Genomic DNA, 16597 nt, shown 5'->3' on the forward strand with positions numbered 1-16597 from the left:
AGACAACGGAAACACTCAAATGGCACAAGCATCCAAAGTGATCATCACCTGCGCGATAACGGGCTCGATACATACGCCGTCGATGTCGCCATGGCTGCCTATCACGCCCGAACAGATCGCTCAATCCGCCATCGATGCTGCCGCCGCCGGCGCAGCAATCGTTCATCTGCACGCGCGTGATCCGCAAACGGGCATTCCGCGTCAGGACCCCGCGCTGTTCGAGCAGATTCTGCCGCGCATCAAGGAAGCCTCCGACGTGGTCGTCAACATCACGACGGGCGGTGCGCCGTCGATGAGTGTGGAAGAACGCCTGTTGCCTGCGCTGCGCTTCAAGCCGGAGATTGCATCGTTGAACATGGGTTCGATGAATTTCGGCATGTACGAGATGCTCGCTCGCTACAAGGCGTTCAAGCACGACTGGGAACGACCCTACCTCGAAGGAACGGAAGACATGATCTTCCGCAACACGTTCAAGGATATCGCGTACATTCTCGAGTCCTGCCGCGAGAATGGCACGCGCTTCGAGATCGAGTGTTACGACATCGGCCACCTGTACACGGCCGCACATTTCATGGATCGCGGACTGTTGCAGGCACCCATTTTTATCCAGTCCGTATTTGGAATTCGCGGGGGAATCGGCGCGCACCCCGAGGATCTGGCGCACATGAAGCGAACAGCGGACAGGCTGTTTGGTAACGACTATCAATGGTCGGTGTTAGGCGCCGGTGCGCGCCAACCGCGCGTGCTGACGCAGGGCCTGCTCGCGGGCGGCCATGTGCGCGTCGGTCTCGAAGACAATCTGTGGCTCCGACAGGGCGAACTTGCGAAAAGCAATGCCGAGCAGGTCACTTCGATCAGGAATATCATCGAGCAGTTGGGGTATGCAATCGCGACGCCCGGTGAAGCACGCGATATTTTGGGTCTCAAAGGCAGCGCCAAAGTCGCGTTTTGACGTATCTGACCACATGGGATCTCTCCGGCTCCTCAATCGCAGTCGACTCCACGATCGGCCACCGAAGGGATTTCGCACCTGAAACTCATGCCGAATACTGCAGACCTTAGCGGTTCCTGCAAACAATAAAACGGAAGTCGGGGAAGGTCTGAACAACCCCTTTTTGACGTTCGATATTTAGGTGGCGCGCTCACTATCGCTCACAAAAGGAAAGTGAGTCTAGGGCTGCGCGCCCTGCAATTTTGCGCTCAGGCGCGCGTGGCAAGACTCACCGCTCACAAAAGCAAAGCTGCCCGTTTGGAACGGCCGGCTGATACAGGAGATCCGGTTAAATTTGTCTCCGCCGTTCATCGAGACCCTCTCACGTAGAAAACGCACGGTAAGCAGTTATCGCCGCGATTTTGCTTCGAACTGTGAGACACATTAAAACGTCTTGAAACTGGGCCTCAAACTTCATTTCATGTTCAATCCAATACGCTGTTCAATCGATCAAAGAATCAATTACCTGAGTCTCCTTGGTCCCGAGCGGCTCCGTTTCGGCTGGGCTGATGAGCCAGTGTGACGCTATCGCGGCCACAAATGCGGTCATCGAGGCATATTTCATTACTTCATGAAGCCCCGCACCAACAATCTCCCTTGCAACACTTCCGTCGATGCCTTGTTTCTCCAAAAGCGTGGCAGCAACCGTCATATCGCCGCTACCAATGGCTCTCGATATCACGCGCAAGAGATCGCCTCCGACGAACGGTATTGCATGACTGACCCCTGATGTGATTCCTTGAAAAAAAAACAGCTCCCAATGCCGCAAAGCCGATCACAATCCCGCTGAATCGCATCGTTCCGGAAACACCCGATGCCATCCCCGCGCGATCCGCCGGAATCACCGTCATACCCACCTTGACTACCTGCCCGTTCAGAATACCGGCGCCGATGGACGCAAGCATCATCGGAACAGCGACTCTTAGATAACTCATCGTGCCAACCTGTGTCGATGCGATCAAAAGACCGCTTCCAACCAGAATGAGACCGATGACGAGAAGCAATCGCCCCGAGACGCGGTGCTCAACATACGCAGTCACCAGGCGAGGGACAACGAAAAGCCCGGCAGCAAGAGGCAGCATCAACGCCCCTGCCTTCATCGGACCAAACGCAAGGCCGTTCTGAAAGAAGAACGGCAGGTAGGTCAACATGGTCAGAAAAGTCGCCGCGTACGCCACTGCCGCAATGTTTGCACCGAGATAGGTCGGACGGATAAAGTACGTGAAGTCCATCATCGGTCGTTCCTGGATCCGCTCAACCACGATGAACGCAACCAGGGCCGCAACTGCACAAAAAGCACTCGTCAAGACAGGTTGGCTTGACCAGCCTGCATGATTTCCAGAGATCAATGCGTACGTCGCCAACCCAAGAAAGGATGCCAAAGTCACCACGCCCACTACGTCAATGCGATTGGCTTTCGGGTCTCGCGATTCGTTCACAGTGAAGATTGTGAGCGCGATCATAGCCGCGCCAATCGGAAGATTGACGTAGAACGCCCATTGCCATCCGAGAATCTGCGTTATCACGCCGCCAGCGACCGGTCCGAGCATGATCCCAATGCCGATAATCGAGCCCCAGAACGCAAACGCCTTTGCCCGGTGCTTGCCCTGGAATTCGTTGGACAAGATTGCCAATGCCGCACTCAACTGCAACGCTGCGCCGGTACCTTGCACCGCTCGCGCCCAGTTCAACAACGTTACCGACGATGCCGCTCCGCATATCAATGACGCCAGCGTAAATACGGCGAGACCGACGACCAGCAGGCGCTTGCGTCCAAACCGGTCAGCGAGCGCACCTGCCGGCATGACAAGGCTTGCGAACGCAAGCGTATATGCACTGATTACCCATTCGATCGCCCCAAAATCCGCGTGCAACGTCTGGGCGATTGACGGCAATGAGACGGAAACAATGTTCGCATCCAGATTAATCATGAACGACGGTATTGAAACGCAGAGCAGTGTCAGAAAACGCCTATCCATTCTTCGCTCCAACCAAAATGCGGCAAACGCGCATCGAAATCGACTTTATCTATGACTTCGGAGGAAGTCTGGATAACCAGCTTCCTCCTTGTTAAGCAATGCTCAATTTAAATTGGACGATCCAGTTACACCTGCGCCGGCATCATCAGTCGATGATGCGCCTTTGGCGAGTCTCAGGTAGAAAGAAAAAGCCGATGACGAGGGACACTGCAGCGATGACTACGGGGTACCAAACGCCTGCGTAAATATTGCCCGTTGCGGCTACCAGCGCGAACGCAGTTGTCGGGAGGAAGCCGCCAAACCAGCCATTACCGATGTGATACGGGAGCGACATTGCCGTATATCGGATGCGGGTCGGAAACAGTTCGACAAGCGTCGCAGCTATCGGTCCGTACACCATTGCAACGGTCAAAACCAGCCCGATAAGCATCAACAAAACCATCGGGTAGTTGATGAGTTTTGGATCAGCTATCGTCGGGTAACCAACTGATTTGATCAGCGTTCCCAGCTTTGCCTCGAAATCCCTGACCTGTTTCGCCCCTTCCTTGTTGCCCACTCCTGCGATATCAACACTGTCGATTCGGGTGTTGCCTACACGAACGTACGCGACGGTGCCCGCTGGCGCGTTTTCGTTCGAATAGTTCACTGCTGATCGAGCGAGAAACGACTTCGCGATGTCGCAAGATTTGCTAAAACTCGACGTTCCGACTGGATTGAACTGAAATGAACAACTGGTCGGATCGGCCACGACCGTCACCGGTGCGCTTTCCTGCGCTGCATAAAGCGTCGGATTCGCAAACTTTGTCAGTCCGTGAAAAATCGGAAAGTAGAACACGATCGCGAGCAAGAATCCCAGCAGCATCACCGGCTTGCGACCGACACGGTCCGATAGTGAACCGAAGAAGACGATCATCGGTGTTCCGATCAGCAACGCCGCCGCGATCATCAAATTTGCCGTCACAGGATTGACCTTAAGGGTCTGCGTCAGAAAAAAGAGTGCGTAGAATTGGCCTGCATACCAGATTACAGCCTGACCAGCGACAACGCCGAACAGCGCGATCAGAACAAGGCGAACATTCTTCCACTCGCCGAACGCCTCCTTGATCGGCGCTTTAGACGTCGTGTTTTCCGCCTTCATTTTCAGGAACACAGGAGATTCCGATAGAGTCATCCGAATCCATACTGAGATTGACACAAGGATCACTGAAAACACGAACGGAATGCGCCACGCCCAATCGGCGAACGCAGACTCGCCTGCAATCAGACGTGTTCCGAGAATCACGAGCAACGACAGAAAGAATCCCAAGGTAGCCGTGGTCTGGATCCACGCCGTGTAGCCACCGCGTTTGTGCCCCGGCGCATGTTCCGCTACATATGTCGCCGCGCCGCCATACTCGCCACCGAGGGCGAGACCTTGCACAAGTCGCAGAACAATCAGCAACACAGGCGCGGTGATGCCAATGCTCGCGTACGAAGGTAGTACGCCGACGAGAAACGTTGACGTACCCATCAAAAGAATTGTGACCAGGAAGGTGTACTTACGGCCGACCAGATCTCCGAGACGACCGAATACCAACGCCCCAAACGGCCGCACCGCAAAGCCCGCGGCAAACGCCAGCAACGCAAAAATGAACGCCGCTGTTTCGTTGACGCTCGAGAAAAACTGCTTTCCGACAACAGCGGCAAGCGAGCCGTACAAGTAAAAGTCGTACCACTCAAAGACTGTACCGAGCGACGATGCAAAGATGATCTTGCGTTCGTCAGAGGTCATCCGTCCTGACTCGTTAAGGGGAATGGCTGAGGTGTTCAAGGGCGTCTCCTACCTGGGTTCTGTGCGGTCGCGTCTGATTCGCGTGTTATTGAGCTTTACTGAGGCTCAGCATGTAGTCACGATCTGCCGCCGATAGCGACTCGAGCCACTCGGCTTCCTTGCCAGGCTGGGGCAGCACTTGCCCATACTCGACCATGTTGTTCGGCGCCAGCTCGGAGATATACGCCCACAGAAAGCGTTTCTCGATCCCTGTGACACCGTGAATCGAGTTAATGATGTCGGCGAGTAAGGCGCCTTTTTGTTCTTCAGTACGCCCAGCACGGATGTGTCCATGCACGAAAATCTGTTTCGCGCTGATTTCCACACCACCCATGAAATGCGATCCCGACGGGATTTCGCTGAAAATCACCTGAGCGAAAAAGCCTTGCGCGCCAGTGGCCTGGCTGTGGGCTCGTGTAACCTCCTTTGCGACCTTCTTCTTTTCCTCGGGGGACAACAGGTTTTGAGTTGCGGATACGATGTAAGTAGGCATCTTTCAGTCTCCAATAAGAATCCAATCGAACGCGAATGAGCTGTCCGAGAACGTTCAAATGTGACGTCGATCAGGTGTAGATGTAGCTGCAACTATTTGTCTGCAAAAATGCGTGCTTATTTCAAGGAACTGACTAGCAAATAGTTGTAGGTACATCTTATACGGCGTGACCGACATGTCAATACGTATTTTTGTCGTCGAGTCGTGCGCCCTAACCAGGACAACCGCTCAGTTAATCGGTTACTTTAGCGGTACCTGTTGCAGCGCTTCTAACGCTTCCAGTAGCTGCTGATTCGCGGGACCATTGAGAAAACGCTGAACGCCATCCTCAACGAGACGCTGGGCGACTCGCCAGTACGGCTCGGCACTTCGGAGCTTCTTAACCCCTTCCTTACTCAATTGAGCGGATCTGTAGCGCGCGTCCTCCTCTGACGGCACGCTGACAGTAACCCAGCCAGCGTTGATAAGCACCTTCAGATTTCGTGAAATCGTCGTCTTATCCAACGCTGCTTCCGCAGCGATCTCGTTGTACGTCGCCGCCCCTAGACGCTCAATTGCGCGCAGCAGCGAGAACTGGGTGATCTTCAGGCCAACCGGCCGCAGAGCCTCGTCGTAAATTCCTGTTAGCTGGTTTGCCGAGCGTCGAAATTGTGTGCAATAGCAATCCGTAAACATGGATCCTGTCCTATTTGTCTATGCCAAGGCGGATGCCCTCATGGGCCTCAAAGCTTCAAGATGCATATACATCCATCGAAGGACCAAAATGACACGGCACAGCCATATTGTCAAGCTACGACAATCTTCCGACTAATCTGAGCCGCGTTTCTGCGCCGTCGCCGCCGTCCTCTTTCAACCTCAGCACGGAGCGACCTACCGAAATCTTGTTACGGCGTTGAATACACAGAAAAACGACGAGCAGGAAATCCACTTCGCTGTCGAAGACGTAGCAAATCATGTCCACGATCTGCCCCTCAGTGAAACCAGAAGTAAATTTGCGAACCCCAACATCTAATTACTCACCCGCGGAAAGCAATCGCGATGGGGATGAGCGCTCAAGATTGTTCACGTCAATGAACAATGATTTTTCAGATCAGCCATTTAAACCGGGGAAGCCAGCTCCTACACTGAAGTCATGGTTCGATCGCAACCGCCCTCCGACTACCTTCACCAGGAGAAAGCAATGCCTCTCATCAAGTTCGACGTTATCAAGGGCCGCACGGAAGCACAAACCCGTGCAATGCTCGATGGCGCACACCGCGCTGTTGTCAACGCATTCCAGGTGCCAGAGCGCGACCGTTATCAAATCGTGACCGAGCATGAACCAGCCCATCTTATTGTTGAAGATACGGGGCTGGGAATTGAGCGCACCAAGAACATGGTCGTCATCACCGTGGTGACCCGTTCGCGAGCGCAAGAGGCGAAGGAACACTTTTATCAAGAAATCACCCGGGAGCTGCAAGAGCGTTGCCAGATCGCTCCGAGCGATGTAGTCGTTTCGCTAGTAAGCAACTCCGACGCTGACTGGAGCTTCGGTCATGGCGTAGCGCAGTTTCTCACTGGCGAACTGTGATTCGAGCGCCCCGAAGGGTGCTTGATGCAAAACTGAACTTCATACCAGGGACGATCGTCCCTGCTTTTCATGTCGCTATCAGGTCAGAGCCCGTTACCGGGCTGTCTGATATCGAAGGTTCTACGTGGCAAAAATGCTTTCGATATATCGCTCGTGTTACCGGTTGCGCCAGATTCCGACTCGGGATTGTGTGCATTTTTCTTCTGCCGACAGCTGATGTTAGGGCCGTCCGGCGTCGTGTTGTGATCTCGGCCCAGTCGGACAGGCGCTGAGACGCACCTGAGATTTAACATGGCGCGCGAACGCCTGAATGCAGCGCTCGAAATTCTGTGTACGCTCGCCGTCGCACCGGGCCAACCGCTCGCCTCGCCGAGCGCCTTCAATCAGACGAACACAGGCCCTTCCGGCCACGAGCTCGAGCGGATCAACCGTGTCCTTTCGATGTTCAAGGCCGCGAAGCAGACGACACCGGCCGAATATCGACGACAGTTTCTCGCTGCCGGTTCTCCCGGTCAGGACGCGGCAACTCACTTGACTGAACGCTCTCCTTCATTGCAAAGGAAGCGGAAATCATCCAGCGGCAAAATCCGTGAAGCGCGCGCTCGTTAGTTAACGCATGCTAAAGCGTAGAAGTCACGCCCCCGTCGACATACAGAATGTGGCCATTCACGAAGTTCGAAGCGTTGCTCGCGAGAAACACGGCCGCACCGACGAGATCTTCGACATCGCCCCAGCGGCGTGACGGCGTGCGGCCAATCAGCCAGCCGCTGAACACATCGTCTTTAACGAGTGCCTCGGTCAGCTCAGTCTTGAAGTAGCCGGGACCAAGACCATTCACCTGAATGCCGTATTGCCCCCAGTCGATCGCCATGCCTTTCGTCAGCATCTTCACCGCACCTTTGCTGGCCGTATAGGCGGCGATGCTGGGACGGCCCAGTTCGCTTTGCACCGAGCAGATATTGATGATCTTGCCGCGCTTACGCGCGATCATGTAGCGAGCAACGGCCTGCCCGACGAGGAACACGCTGTCGACGTTGGTTCTCATCAGTTCGTCCCACTGCTCGTGCGAAAACTGTTCGAGCGGGGCTCGCCTTTGCATGCCCGCGTTGTTGACGAGGATGTCGATCGCGCCCACATCCTGCTCGATACGTTCGATAGCCGTCTTGACCTCGTCCGGTGAAGTCACATCGAAACTCGCTGCATGAACGCTCGCGCCTTCGTCACGCAACTGCGCGACGGCTTCGGCAAGCCGCTTTTCGTTACGCGCGTTCAGCACGATTTCGGCGCCCGCGCCAGCCAGGCCCTTCGCAAGCGCAAAACCGATGCCCGTGCTCGAACCCGTGATCAGTGCACGGCGGCCAGCGAGATTGAACATCTCCAGATTGCTTTTCAATTTCACTCCTTGTTCAATGCGCCCGATTGTCTGCTCAGCGCGCGAGATCCCGGAACATGAGCCGTTGCATCGGCAATCTGCTCGCGCAGCCAGCGATGCGCCGGGTCACGATGACATCGCTCATGCCATAGCATCCCCAGTTCATAGCCTGGCACATCGACAGGCGGTTTGACGATCTGCAATGCACTCATGTTCCGAACCAGCCGCTCCGGCACCATCGCGACGAGATCCGTGCTCGCCAGCACGGACAGCATGAACAGAAAGTGCGGAACGGACAGCACCACACGCCGCGTGAGCCCCAGTTGTCCGAGCGCCTCATCCGTGACGCCCCGAAAGCCGCCGCCGTCCGGCGAAACGATCACATGCTCCAGTTCACAGAATTGCGCAGGCGTCGGCCGACGTTTCAGTCGCGGATGGCCCGCGCGGCCAGCCAGCACATAACGCTCCGTGAACAGCACTCGCCGGTGCATGCCCAATGGCGACTCGTCACTGGTATGAAAGGCGAGATCGATTTCCCCTCGTTCCGCCTGCTTCGCGATGCGCGGTGGCACCATCTCCACAACGGAAAGCCGCGTGCCCGGCGCCGCCGAGCGCAACGCATTCAAAACGGGCAGCAGCACTGTCGATTCGCTGTAGTCGGTCGCCGCCACTCGCCATGTGTGCGTCGCCGTGGCCGGGTCGAATGCCTTCGCCGGCGAGATGACGTGCTCCAGCGCATCGAGCGCTTCGCGCAACGGCTCTCGCAGTTCGTCCGCTCGCGCGGTGGGCCGCATGCCGCGCGGACCGGGCAACAACAAAGGGTCGCCAAAGATCTCGCGCAGCCTGGCCAGATGCACGCTCACCGAAGGTTGAGAGAAGTTGAGTCGTTCCGCCGCGCGCGTCACGTTATGTTCGGACAGGAGCGCGTCGAGCGTCACCAGCAGATTCAGGTCCAACCGTCTGAGATTATTCATCGCAATACCGGGCATATCAGAAATTCATTTCCAATATACCTGAGCGCCGCTTACGCTGCTTTCCGTGAATAACGGAGATCGAATCATGAATGTACTACTCGTCTATGCTCACCCCGAACCGCGCTCGCTCAATGGTGCGCTGAAGGACTTTTCGGTCGCGCGCCTGGAGGAGAGCGGACACGCCGTGCAGATATCGGATCTGTACGCGATGAACTGGAAAGCCTCGCTCGATGCAAACGACCGCGTGAGCCCGCCCATCGGCGAACGCTTCGACCCAAGCCTCGATTCGAAACACGCGTTTGAAAACGGCCTGCAAAGCGAGGACATCGCGCGGGAGCAGCAGAAGCTATTGTGGGCCGACGCGGTGATCCTGCAGTTTCCGCTGTGGTGGTTCTCGATGCCTGCGATCCTGAAAGGCTGGGTGGAGCGCGTCTATGCGTATGGTTTCGCGTATGGCGTCGGCGAACATTCCGACGCCCGCTGGGGTGACCGCTACGGCGAAGGCACGCTGGCAGGCAAGCGCGCGATGCTGATCGTGACGACGGGCGGTTGGGAATCGCACTATGGCCCGCGCGGCATCAACGGGCCAATCGACGATATCCTGTTTCCGATTCATCATGGAATTCTGTACTACCCGGGCTTCGACGTGCTGCCACCGTTCGTGATCTATCAGACCGGCAAGATGAACAACGCTCGATACGCAGCCACGTGCGATGCGCTCGGGCAACGTCTGGACACGCTATGGACGGTACCGCCCATTCCATTTCATCCGCAAAATGCAGGGGCTTACGAGATTCCCGCCCTCACATTACGCGACGATATCGCGCCCGGCAAAGCGGGATTTGCCGCGCATCTCGGATGACGCTCAAGCTCGTGCATTGACCAAGGCCAATTACGCCAATCGCCTCTATGCGCGATGCGTAATATTCCCGAAATACTCTGCGCTATTACATAGCCTTTCGCATCGAGAAAAAATTTCTGATCCCTATTATGCTATAACCGGAATGTGAGCCAAAACTAGCGATCACTCCGATCTCGATGCGATATGGCGTTTTACTATGTCGAACCCGAAGTGGCTGGCGGCCTTGGAAAGGATACCGTGCTGGATTCAGACGTCCATCCGCCGACCGTCACCAGGTTGCACTACCGTATTATCAATTGGCTGGGCGATGCGCTACTGGAGAGCTTCCCTGCGTTGATCATCACGCAGGAAGCCGCCCATGCGCTGAATGAAGCCGGCGCAAGCGGATTCGAATGCCGCGAAGTTGAAATAACGGTTAGCGACTCGTTTAAAGAGATTTATCCCGAGCGGGTATTGCCGGAATTTCTATGGTTATCCGTGACGGGCAAGGCGGGACGCAGCGATTTCGGCATCGCCGACGACTCGCGGCTCGTCGTTTCCGAGCGCGCACTCAAAATATTGAAGACATTCGGGCTCGATAACGCCCTGGTCGAAGACTACTGAAGCCGCGCATTGCAGTTCGTCAAAAAGCCAAAGGCCCGTCGATTGACGGGCCTTTGGTTGCCTTTTTTGAAGAACGCCTTTGAATTTCCGGTCAGAAGCGATACCCGACCGATACAAAAGAAACGATGGGATTCACGTGGAGTTTCGACGTGCTCGTCACCGTGCCGACGCTCGAATGCGTGGTCAGCGTTGCACGCGTCGACAGCCACATGTACGACAGCGACACGCCCGCCGACCAGTGCTTGTCGAAGTTGTACGCGAAGCCCGCATTGATGACGGGCGCGAACGAACTGCTCAACTTCGCCGAGGTCTGCCCTTCGAGCGCGGTGCCATAAGTCGACGAGTAAAGAAATGCACCGCTCGACATGGCCGAACTGAGCTTCACGCCGCTATACCAGACATAGGCGACACCCGCTCCGAGGAACGGACGGAAATGGCTTTGCGCATCGTTGAAGTAGTACTTCAGCAGTAGCGTCGGGCTCCACTCATACGCCTTGCCCAGTTCGCCGAGTCCTGCGAGCGTGCCCGTGCCCGACAGCGTGAATTTCGGCGGCACGCCGAACACGCCCTCCGCCGCGATGTGGTCGGTGATGAAATACGTCGCTGTCACGCCGACCGTATCGGCACCGTCCACACTGGCGCCCGATCCGCTCGCGGTCGTCGTCGTGCCAAGCGCATTGATGCTGAACGGTTGACTCGACGACTGCGGCGCGAGATGGAACCAGCCGACATTCGCCACGAAATTGCCCGCGCTCTGCGCATGCGCGGCCGTGCCCGTCAGCAGCGCGGCCGCAATGGTGATAGCCCGGTATGGCCTCATCGAATCTCCTCCTTTGTTGTGTGTGTCTGGAGGCGATTCTATGCGTACGACCGTGCTAATCGATACGTCGGGTCTGGTGAGTTGTCTCTGGAATCTGGTAAGGATTTGCCCCGGCTAGCCCGCCAGTTCGCGATGCAGCGCCAGATATTCGAGCGACAGCTTGTGCCGCGGATCGAGGTGAATCACCGGCTTCGCGTGCTGGTGCGACTCCTTGATCTTGACGGACGACGACAGCCTCGAATCGAGTACGGGCAGACCTTCGCTCACCAGTTCGTCGACCAGTTGCTGCGGCAGGCTCGCGCGTGGCTGGAACTGGTTGATCACGATACCTTCGACGTGCAGCGCGTCATTGTGGTCCTGCTGGATTTCTTTCACGTTATCGAGCAGCGTGTAGAGCGCGCGGCGCGAGAAATCGTCGCAGTCGAACGGAATCAGACAGCGCTCGACAGCGATCAGCGCGGAGCGCGTGTAGAAATTCAACGCGGGCGGCGTGTCGATGTAGATCGCGTCGTACATGTCCAGTTCGTTGAGCGCATCGCGCAGCTTGTAGATCTTGTAGCGCGATTCGAGCTTGCCGTGCAGCGTGTCGAGATCTGCGTGCGCGGGCATGATGTCGAGATTGTCGAATGGCGTCGGATGAATGAACGATGTCACATCGACGGGCTTGAAGCTGAACGTCAACGCCGTTTCGAAGAAACCGGCCACGGTGGGGTTCACTTCGCTCGCCCGCGAGCCGAGCAGATACTGGCTCGAATTGCCTTGCGCATCCAGATCGATGACGAGCGTACGCAGCCCTTCACGGGCGCTGATCGCCGCCAGATTGCATACGATGGTCGATTTACCGACACCACCCTTCTGATTGAATACGACGCGCCGCATATGTCCCCTCTTGCTGTCGATCTGCCCAAAAACAAGCAGCATACCTCAGCCAGATTACCGGTCGAGGCGCGCCATAAAACACGCGAGCGACATGCATGTCGTACGACGCGATTTCATGGCCTAGAATCGTTTCAGGCGCATCGCGGCCGGATGCCCGCGAAACCGTACCGGACTCCGGTCAGGCTGGGTGTGCGCCATCTGTCGCGCGAACCAATCAGGAGGTCACGATGAAAGCAGACGACAAGGGCGACGTGCGCGCCTTCGTGCAAACGGCCGAACAGGCAGGCGATTACGTGTGGGTGATTGCACTGATCGATTTCGGTGCACGCGAAGTGAAACGCACGCTCGTTTCCGACGAGAAGTACTCGACCCGAGCTGCCGCGAAAGACGCAGGCGATGCCCGCCTGAAGGCCCTCACCGAGGACCGTCACGCGCACGCGTAACCGCCCTCGCCCGCTGTGGCGGGCAAAGACCTGTTCACGACGAGCTGTTCGAAGCCGACATCGGCCTCGACGGCTCGTCGTGTTGCTGATTCAGAAGAACGACAACATGTGACGGACACGGACATGTCGATGATCAAGTTCTGCGTCCGCCTCGCGCTGGTCGCGTACGTGGTCGCGCTGATCGCGCTATATCTGATGCAGGACCGCATGCTGCTGCCTGCGACGCTCGACGCGCCCGGTACGCCGACAGGGCATCACGGCACGTACGACGTCGAGCCGTGGCATGTCGACGGACTCTACGCGGGCTATGTCGCGACACCAGCCGCCGCAGCGCCGCGCGGTACTTTCGTCCTGTTTCACGGCAATGCAGAGACGGCGGAGAACAAGCTGCCTGTTGCCGAAGTGTTCGTGCGCGATGGCTTTCGCGTCGTGATGGTCGAATATCCGGGGCAAGGCAACCGTCAAGGCAAACGCACGATGCTCGCGGCGTTGACGGCATCGCGAGACGCGCTCGTCGCAGCGCGCGCGCAATGGAGCGGACCGGTTTATCTGGTGGGCGAGTCGCTCGGCGCGGGGATGGCGGCGCAAGCCGTCAAAGGCAATGAAGCCGCGATCGCAGGCGTCGTGCTCATTACGCCGTGGGACACGCTTGCGAGCGTTGCGGGCGAGAAGTACTGGTTGTTCCCCGTGCGCTGGATGCTGCACGACACCTTCGATTCCGTGGGCGCACTCGAACGCTATCACGGACCGCTCGTCGTGATCGCTGCGCAGCAAGATTCGCTGATTCCCGTCGTCCACGCTGAACGGCTCGCGGGCGCCCATCCCGGCGCGCAGCTGATGGTTCTGCCTGATGCGCATCACGACGACTGGTTTGGCGAAATGCATGATCTTCAATGGCGCCAGGTGCTGCGCTGGCTGCACGCGGATTGACTACGCGCACTGAGATATGTCAAATGCTCCACGCCGCGCGCACACGCTCGCGGATATCCGCGAGCCGCTCGACGGATTCGTTGGCGAACACGAAGCGCAGATAGCGTTTGGCTTGCGGACCCCAACCGTTCATCGGTGTCGCGGCGACTTCGCCTTTTTCGAGCAGCAGGCGTGACGCGTCGGGCGGTGCGATGCCGAACGCTGTCGTGTCGATGAGTAGCGACCATCCGCCATCGGGACGCATCACCGGCAGGTCACGCAGCGCGCTCAACAGAAAATCTCGACGCGCTTGCCATTCGGCCACCGCCTGCGCAACGCCGTCGTCTGCGCAGGTCAACGCCGCCGTCGCGCCCGGCATGCCGATACCGACCTGGCAAACGACGTTCGACAGACTCGTCAGCCGCACATCGTGCATGATGCGTTCGGGACCGACGATCCAGCCCACGCGCCAGCCGATCATCCTGTACTCCTTCGAGACCGAGCCGACCGTGAAGGTGCGCTCGCGCATTTCCGGCAACGACGCGGGGTGAATCACGTTGCGCCCGTCGAACAGAATGCGTTCCATTGCCGCGTCGTAGACGAGCCAGGCATCCGCGCGGCGGCAATGATCGGCGATTGCGTGCCATTCGGGTTCGTTCGCGACGAAGCCGCTCGGCATCGACGGCGACATGATGAGGAATGCGCGCGTGCGCGGGCCGACTGCGCCTGCCAGCGATTCGAGGTCGAGGCGCCAGCCATCGGCTGAAGGGATGAGCCGCGCGAACTTCGGCACGCCGCCCGCAAGCAGCACGCGATTGATGAGGCCCGCGTACGTGGGGTCGGTCAGCACGACTTCGTCGCCCGGTTCGAGGATCGACAGCAGCACGTTGAGAATGCCCGCGAGACCGCCCGCAGAAACGATGCACTCGCTGCTGGCGTCGTAGTCGATACCTGTCGACAGCTTCATCCGCGCGACGACGGCCTGACGTAACGCCGTCTGCCCTGTGAACGGCAGATAGCTGTTTGCGTCGTCGTCATCGACGGCTTCATGCGTGCGGCGAATCGCTTCGGTGGGCGGCCTCAAGTCGGTGTCGAGGTTCTCGAGCCGCAGGATGTTGCGATTCTTCGTTGCATCGGCAGCATCGCCCATTCTGTCGACGCCGATGCCCGGGATGTTGCGTAAACGGGAGACTGTCACGGTGCCCTCCTCGTATTAGGCTGATTCGTCGCGGAATCAGCGGATATGCGGGGGATCATACTATTGCGTGCGGTTGGCGTCGTGTTCGATACCATCCAGGCGCCCGCACGCGGCTTACAGACGTTTGCGCGACAGCCAGCAACGTTCTGTGAAAGCGCTTAGTCCCCAGACAATAAACACGGCGGCGACAAAACACATAATGACGACCGTCAACAAGGCTAGCGTGTCAAGGTCCTCAGGATTATCGAGTTCTTGATGTCCGCTGATGCGAATCCCAAACCGTATTGCGTCTTCAACGAACAGCGGCAAACGGAATGAAAGCCGGGTCAGGATGACCCCGAGTAACCATCCAATGAAGAACCACGCCGCACACCAGCCAGGCCATCGCAACGATCGCCGCCTCATCGCACTTCCACCGTGCCATAGGCCTTGAACTGCGCACCCGGAACGTTGAGTGTCGGGGGGCTTGCGCGAATGTGTCGGGAGAGCCGCTCAAATTCCATTGGACTGACAACCGTGATGCACCCTTCGCCAAGCCTGAAATCTCCTGTCGGGTGCAAGCGAAAGTGGCCACGTTTGACGCCTTCGATAAACGTCATATCCCCGCTTTTCGCGTTCCACAGCGTAAACCATTTCGTGTGGTCCATCGTACCGTAACCGAATTGCCCCAGCAGGTCATACAGCCACCCGAGATGTCCCCCTGATTGTCGGTCTACGAGGTAGTACATGCCGGGTGGCAATGGACCCACGTTGGGTACACTCACCGCTTCCGGATTGTCGCGACCCGCGTCATGGCCTGAAAACGCACTGACCGTTCCATAGCCCGAACAGTACAGTTCCGACGTATCTTTGTTATTGAGCGAAAACGTACAACGCACAGTCACGGGTGGCCTCCCTGTTGTTCGACCAGCGACCTTGCACCACTCGGTCCCGGTGGCCAGGACGCATTCCCGCAAGCATATGAGCGCTGATGTCGTCGATCGACAATCTTGACGATTCTTGACATGAGCAATGCAGCGCGCATTGCGCGACATTGAGTCGCCCCTACCCCCGCCTCGCCATCAACTCATTGCGAATCAGCGCATGCAAGTCATCGGCACTCGGCTGCGTGCCCCAACTGCTCGCGCCCGCCACCGATGCAATCGCAAACCACGAATGCGGCGGAAACCATTCCTGCACCATGACACCGTCCTGTCGCAGGCACAGTTGCCCCGTCAGCTCGCTGTACTCCGCCGACATCGACTTGCCGTTCGACTGCACCGTCACGCATGTGCCCTTCGACGACGGCTGCTCTTCGACGCTGACGGTCACGTCGCCGTCAGACGATTGTTCGTATGCGCCCGTCATGACAGGCAGCGTCCAGCCAGTGCGCTTCGACGCAAACGGCCGGGCATCGTCAGGGTGATTGTTGCTTTCATCGTGCACTCCCAGCTTCGGATCTCGGAAGACACTCTATGCAAATCGCACTGGGAAGATGTGTGCGTGTGTAAGCAAACGTGAATTGCGCGGCGCGCTTCGCCGTATGCAGGGAAAAAATGTAACGTCGGCCTTCAATCGCGTTTTCAACTGTGCGCGATTACAACACCCGCGCCAGCGGCAAACGCGCATGCGTCGTGATCGCGCTGTCACAGCGAGGTAACAGGTTTGGGAATATCGTGTTGCCCGGAATGACGCTTCCTTCCCGTTCCTTTCCA

General features: G+C 57.6%; 19 protein-coding genes. 7 read left to right on the forward strand and 12 right to left on the reverse strand.

The features are described 5' to 3' along the window. Positions 1 to 19: 19 nt before the first annotated feature. Positions 20 to 952 carry a 3,5-dioxohexanoate:acetyl-CoA acetone transferase gene (kce, locus tag PPGU16_RS36155; protein ID WP_180725632.1) on the forward strand — a complete coding sequence of 311 codons (933 nt, stop codon included), beginning with the start codon at positions 20 to 22 and terminating at the stop codon, positions 950 to 952. Positions 953 to 1433: 481 nt separating this feature from the next. On the opposite strand, the gene PPGU16_RS36160 is transcribed toward kce, so the two are convergent. The 5 genes from PPGU16_RS36160 to PPGU16_RS36180 form a co-directional block, all read right to left on the reverse strand. Next, complete coding sequence (locus tag PPGU16_RS36160; RefSeq protein ID WP_180725633.1) at positions 1434 to 1643, reverse strand: hypothetical protein; 210 nt, start codon at positions 1641 to 1643, stop codon at positions 1434 to 1436. 7 nt (positions 1644 to 1650) lie between these two features. After that, positions 1651 to 2970: an MFS transporter gene (locus tag PPGU16_RS36165; protein WP_180725634.1), complete on the reverse strand. Its 1320-nt coding sequence runs from the start codon at positions 2968 to 2970 to the stop codon at positions 1651 to 1653. 145 nt (positions 2971 to 3115) lie between these two features. Then, positions 3116 to 4741 (reverse strand): MFS transporter, encoded by a 1626-nt coding sequence (locus PPGU16_RS36170; protein WP_180727191.1) that lies wholly within the window; start codon positions 4739 to 4741, stop codon positions 3116 to 3118. An 85-nt stretch (positions 4742 to 4826) separates the two neighbouring features. Next, complete coding sequence (locus tag PPGU16_RS36175; protein ID WP_180725635.1) at positions 4827 to 5273, reverse strand: tautomerase family protein; 447 nt, start codon at positions 5271 to 5273, stop codon at positions 4827 to 4829. Positions 5274 to 5513: 240 nt separating this feature from the next. After that, positions 5514 to 5948 carry a MarR family winged helix-turn-helix transcriptional regulator gene (locus PPGU16_RS36180; protein ID WP_180725636.1) on the reverse strand — a complete coding sequence of 145 codons (435 nt, stop codon included), beginning with the start codon at positions 5946 to 5948 and terminating at the stop codon, positions 5514 to 5516. 505 nt (positions 5949 to 6453) lie between these two features. Here PPGU16_RS36180 and PPGU16_RS36185 point away from each other — a divergent pair. Together PPGU16_RS36185 and PPGU16_RS36190 are read left to right on the forward strand one after the other, a co-directional pair. Continuing rightward, the gene (locus PPGU16_RS36185) at positions 6454 to 6843 is read left to right on the forward strand and encodes a tautomerase family protein (protein WP_180725637.1); all 390 of its coding nucleotides are present in this window, start codon (positions 6454 to 6456) and stop codon (positions 6841 to 6843) included. 291 nt (positions 6844 to 7134) lie between these two features. Beyond that, complete coding sequence (locus PPGU16_RS36190; protein WP_434064437.1) at positions 7135 to 7452, forward strand: hypothetical protein; 318 nt, start codon at positions 7135 to 7137, stop codon at positions 7450 to 7452. A gap of 10 nt (positions 7453 to 7462) precedes the next feature. Here the strand turns inward: PPGU16_RS36190 and PPGU16_RS36195 are convergent, their stop codons facing one another. Both PPGU16_RS36195 and PPGU16_RS36200 read right to left on the reverse strand, forming a co-directional pair. Beyond that, positions 7463 to 8218, reverse strand: coding sequence for a glucose 1-dehydrogenase (locus tag PPGU16_RS36195; protein WP_180727192.1), 756 nt, complete (start codon positions 8216 to 8218; stop codon positions 7463 to 7465). Positions 8219 to 8238: 20 nt separating this feature from the next. Then, complete coding sequence (locus PPGU16_RS36200; protein ID WP_224029027.1) at positions 8239 to 9189, reverse strand: LysR family transcriptional regulator; 951 nt, start codon at positions 9187 to 9189, stop codon at positions 8239 to 8241. Between the two features lie 85 nt (positions 9190 to 9274). Between PPGU16_RS36200 and PPGU16_RS36205 the strand changes: the two genes are divergently transcribed. Continuing rightward, the gene (locus tag PPGU16_RS36205; RefSeq protein WP_180725638.1) at positions 9275 to 10051 is read left to right on the forward strand and encodes an NAD(P)H-dependent oxidoreductase; all 777 of its coding nucleotides are present in this window, start codon (positions 9275 to 9277) and stop codon (positions 10049 to 10051) included. A gap of 183 nt (positions 10052 to 10234) precedes the next feature. After that, positions 10235 to 10654, forward strand: a complete 420-nt coding sequence (locus PPGU16_RS36210) for a hypothetical protein (RefSeq protein ID WP_180725639.1) — start codon at positions 10235 to 10237, stop codon at positions 10652 to 10654. 91 nt (positions 10655 to 10745) lie between these two features. On the opposite strand, the gene PPGU16_RS36215 is transcribed toward PPGU16_RS36210, so the two are convergent. Both PPGU16_RS36215 and PPGU16_RS36220 read right to left on the reverse strand, forming a co-directional pair. After that, positions 10746 to 11474, reverse strand: coding sequence for an OmpW/AlkL family protein (locus tag PPGU16_RS36215; protein WP_180725640.1), 729 nt, complete (start codon positions 11472 to 11474; stop codon positions 10746 to 10748). A gap of 114 nt (positions 11475 to 11588) precedes the next feature. Further along, positions 11589 to 12353: a ParA family protein gene (locus tag PPGU16_RS36220; RefSeq protein ID WP_180725641.1), complete on the reverse strand. Its 765-nt coding sequence runs from the start codon at positions 12351 to 12353 to the stop codon at positions 11589 to 11591. 227 nt (positions 12354 to 12580) lie between these two features. Here PPGU16_RS36220 and PPGU16_RS36225 point away from each other — a divergent pair, with 227 nt between their 5' ends. Both PPGU16_RS36225 and PPGU16_RS36230 read left to right on the forward strand, forming a co-directional pair. Next, a complete protein-coding gene (locus tag PPGU16_RS36225; RefSeq protein WP_180725642.1) occupies positions 12581 to 12796 on the forward strand; it encodes a hypothetical protein in 216 nt (71 codons plus the stop codon). Between the two features lie 123 nt (positions 12797 to 12919). Further along, positions 12920 to 13726, forward strand: coding sequence for an alpha/beta hydrolase (locus PPGU16_RS36230; protein WP_180725643.1), 807 nt, complete (start codon positions 12920 to 12922; stop codon positions 13724 to 13726). A 19-nt stretch (positions 13727 to 13745) separates the two neighbouring features. Here the strand turns inward: PPGU16_RS36230 and PPGU16_RS36235 are convergent, their stop codons facing one another. From PPGU16_RS36235 to PPGU16_RS36245, 3 genes are all read right to left on the reverse strand, one after another. Beyond that, positions 13746 to 14903: a pyridoxal phosphate-dependent aminotransferase gene (locus tag PPGU16_RS36235; RefSeq protein ID WP_180725644.1), complete on the reverse strand. Its 1158-nt coding sequence runs from the start codon at positions 14901 to 14903 to the stop codon at positions 13746 to 13748. A 401-nt stretch (positions 14904 to 15304) separates the two neighbouring features. Beyond that, positions 15305 to 15787, reverse strand: a complete 483-nt coding sequence (locus PPGU16_RS36240; RefSeq protein WP_180725645.1) for a DUF2778 domain-containing protein — start codon at positions 15785 to 15787, stop codon at positions 15305 to 15307. A 160-nt stretch (positions 15788 to 15947) separates the two neighbouring features. After that, the gene (locus PPGU16_RS36245; RefSeq protein WP_180727193.1) at positions 15948 to 16250 is read right to left on the reverse strand and encodes a hypothetical protein; all 303 of its coding nucleotides are present in this window, start codon (positions 16248 to 16250) and stop codon (positions 15948 to 15950) included. Positions 16251 to 16597: the final 347 nt, after the last annotated feature.

Source organism: Paraburkholderia largidicola, from assembly GCF_013426895.1.
GTDB lineage: Bacteria > Pseudomonadota > Gammaproteobacteria > Burkholderiales > Burkholderiaceae > Paraburkholderia > Paraburkholderia largidicola.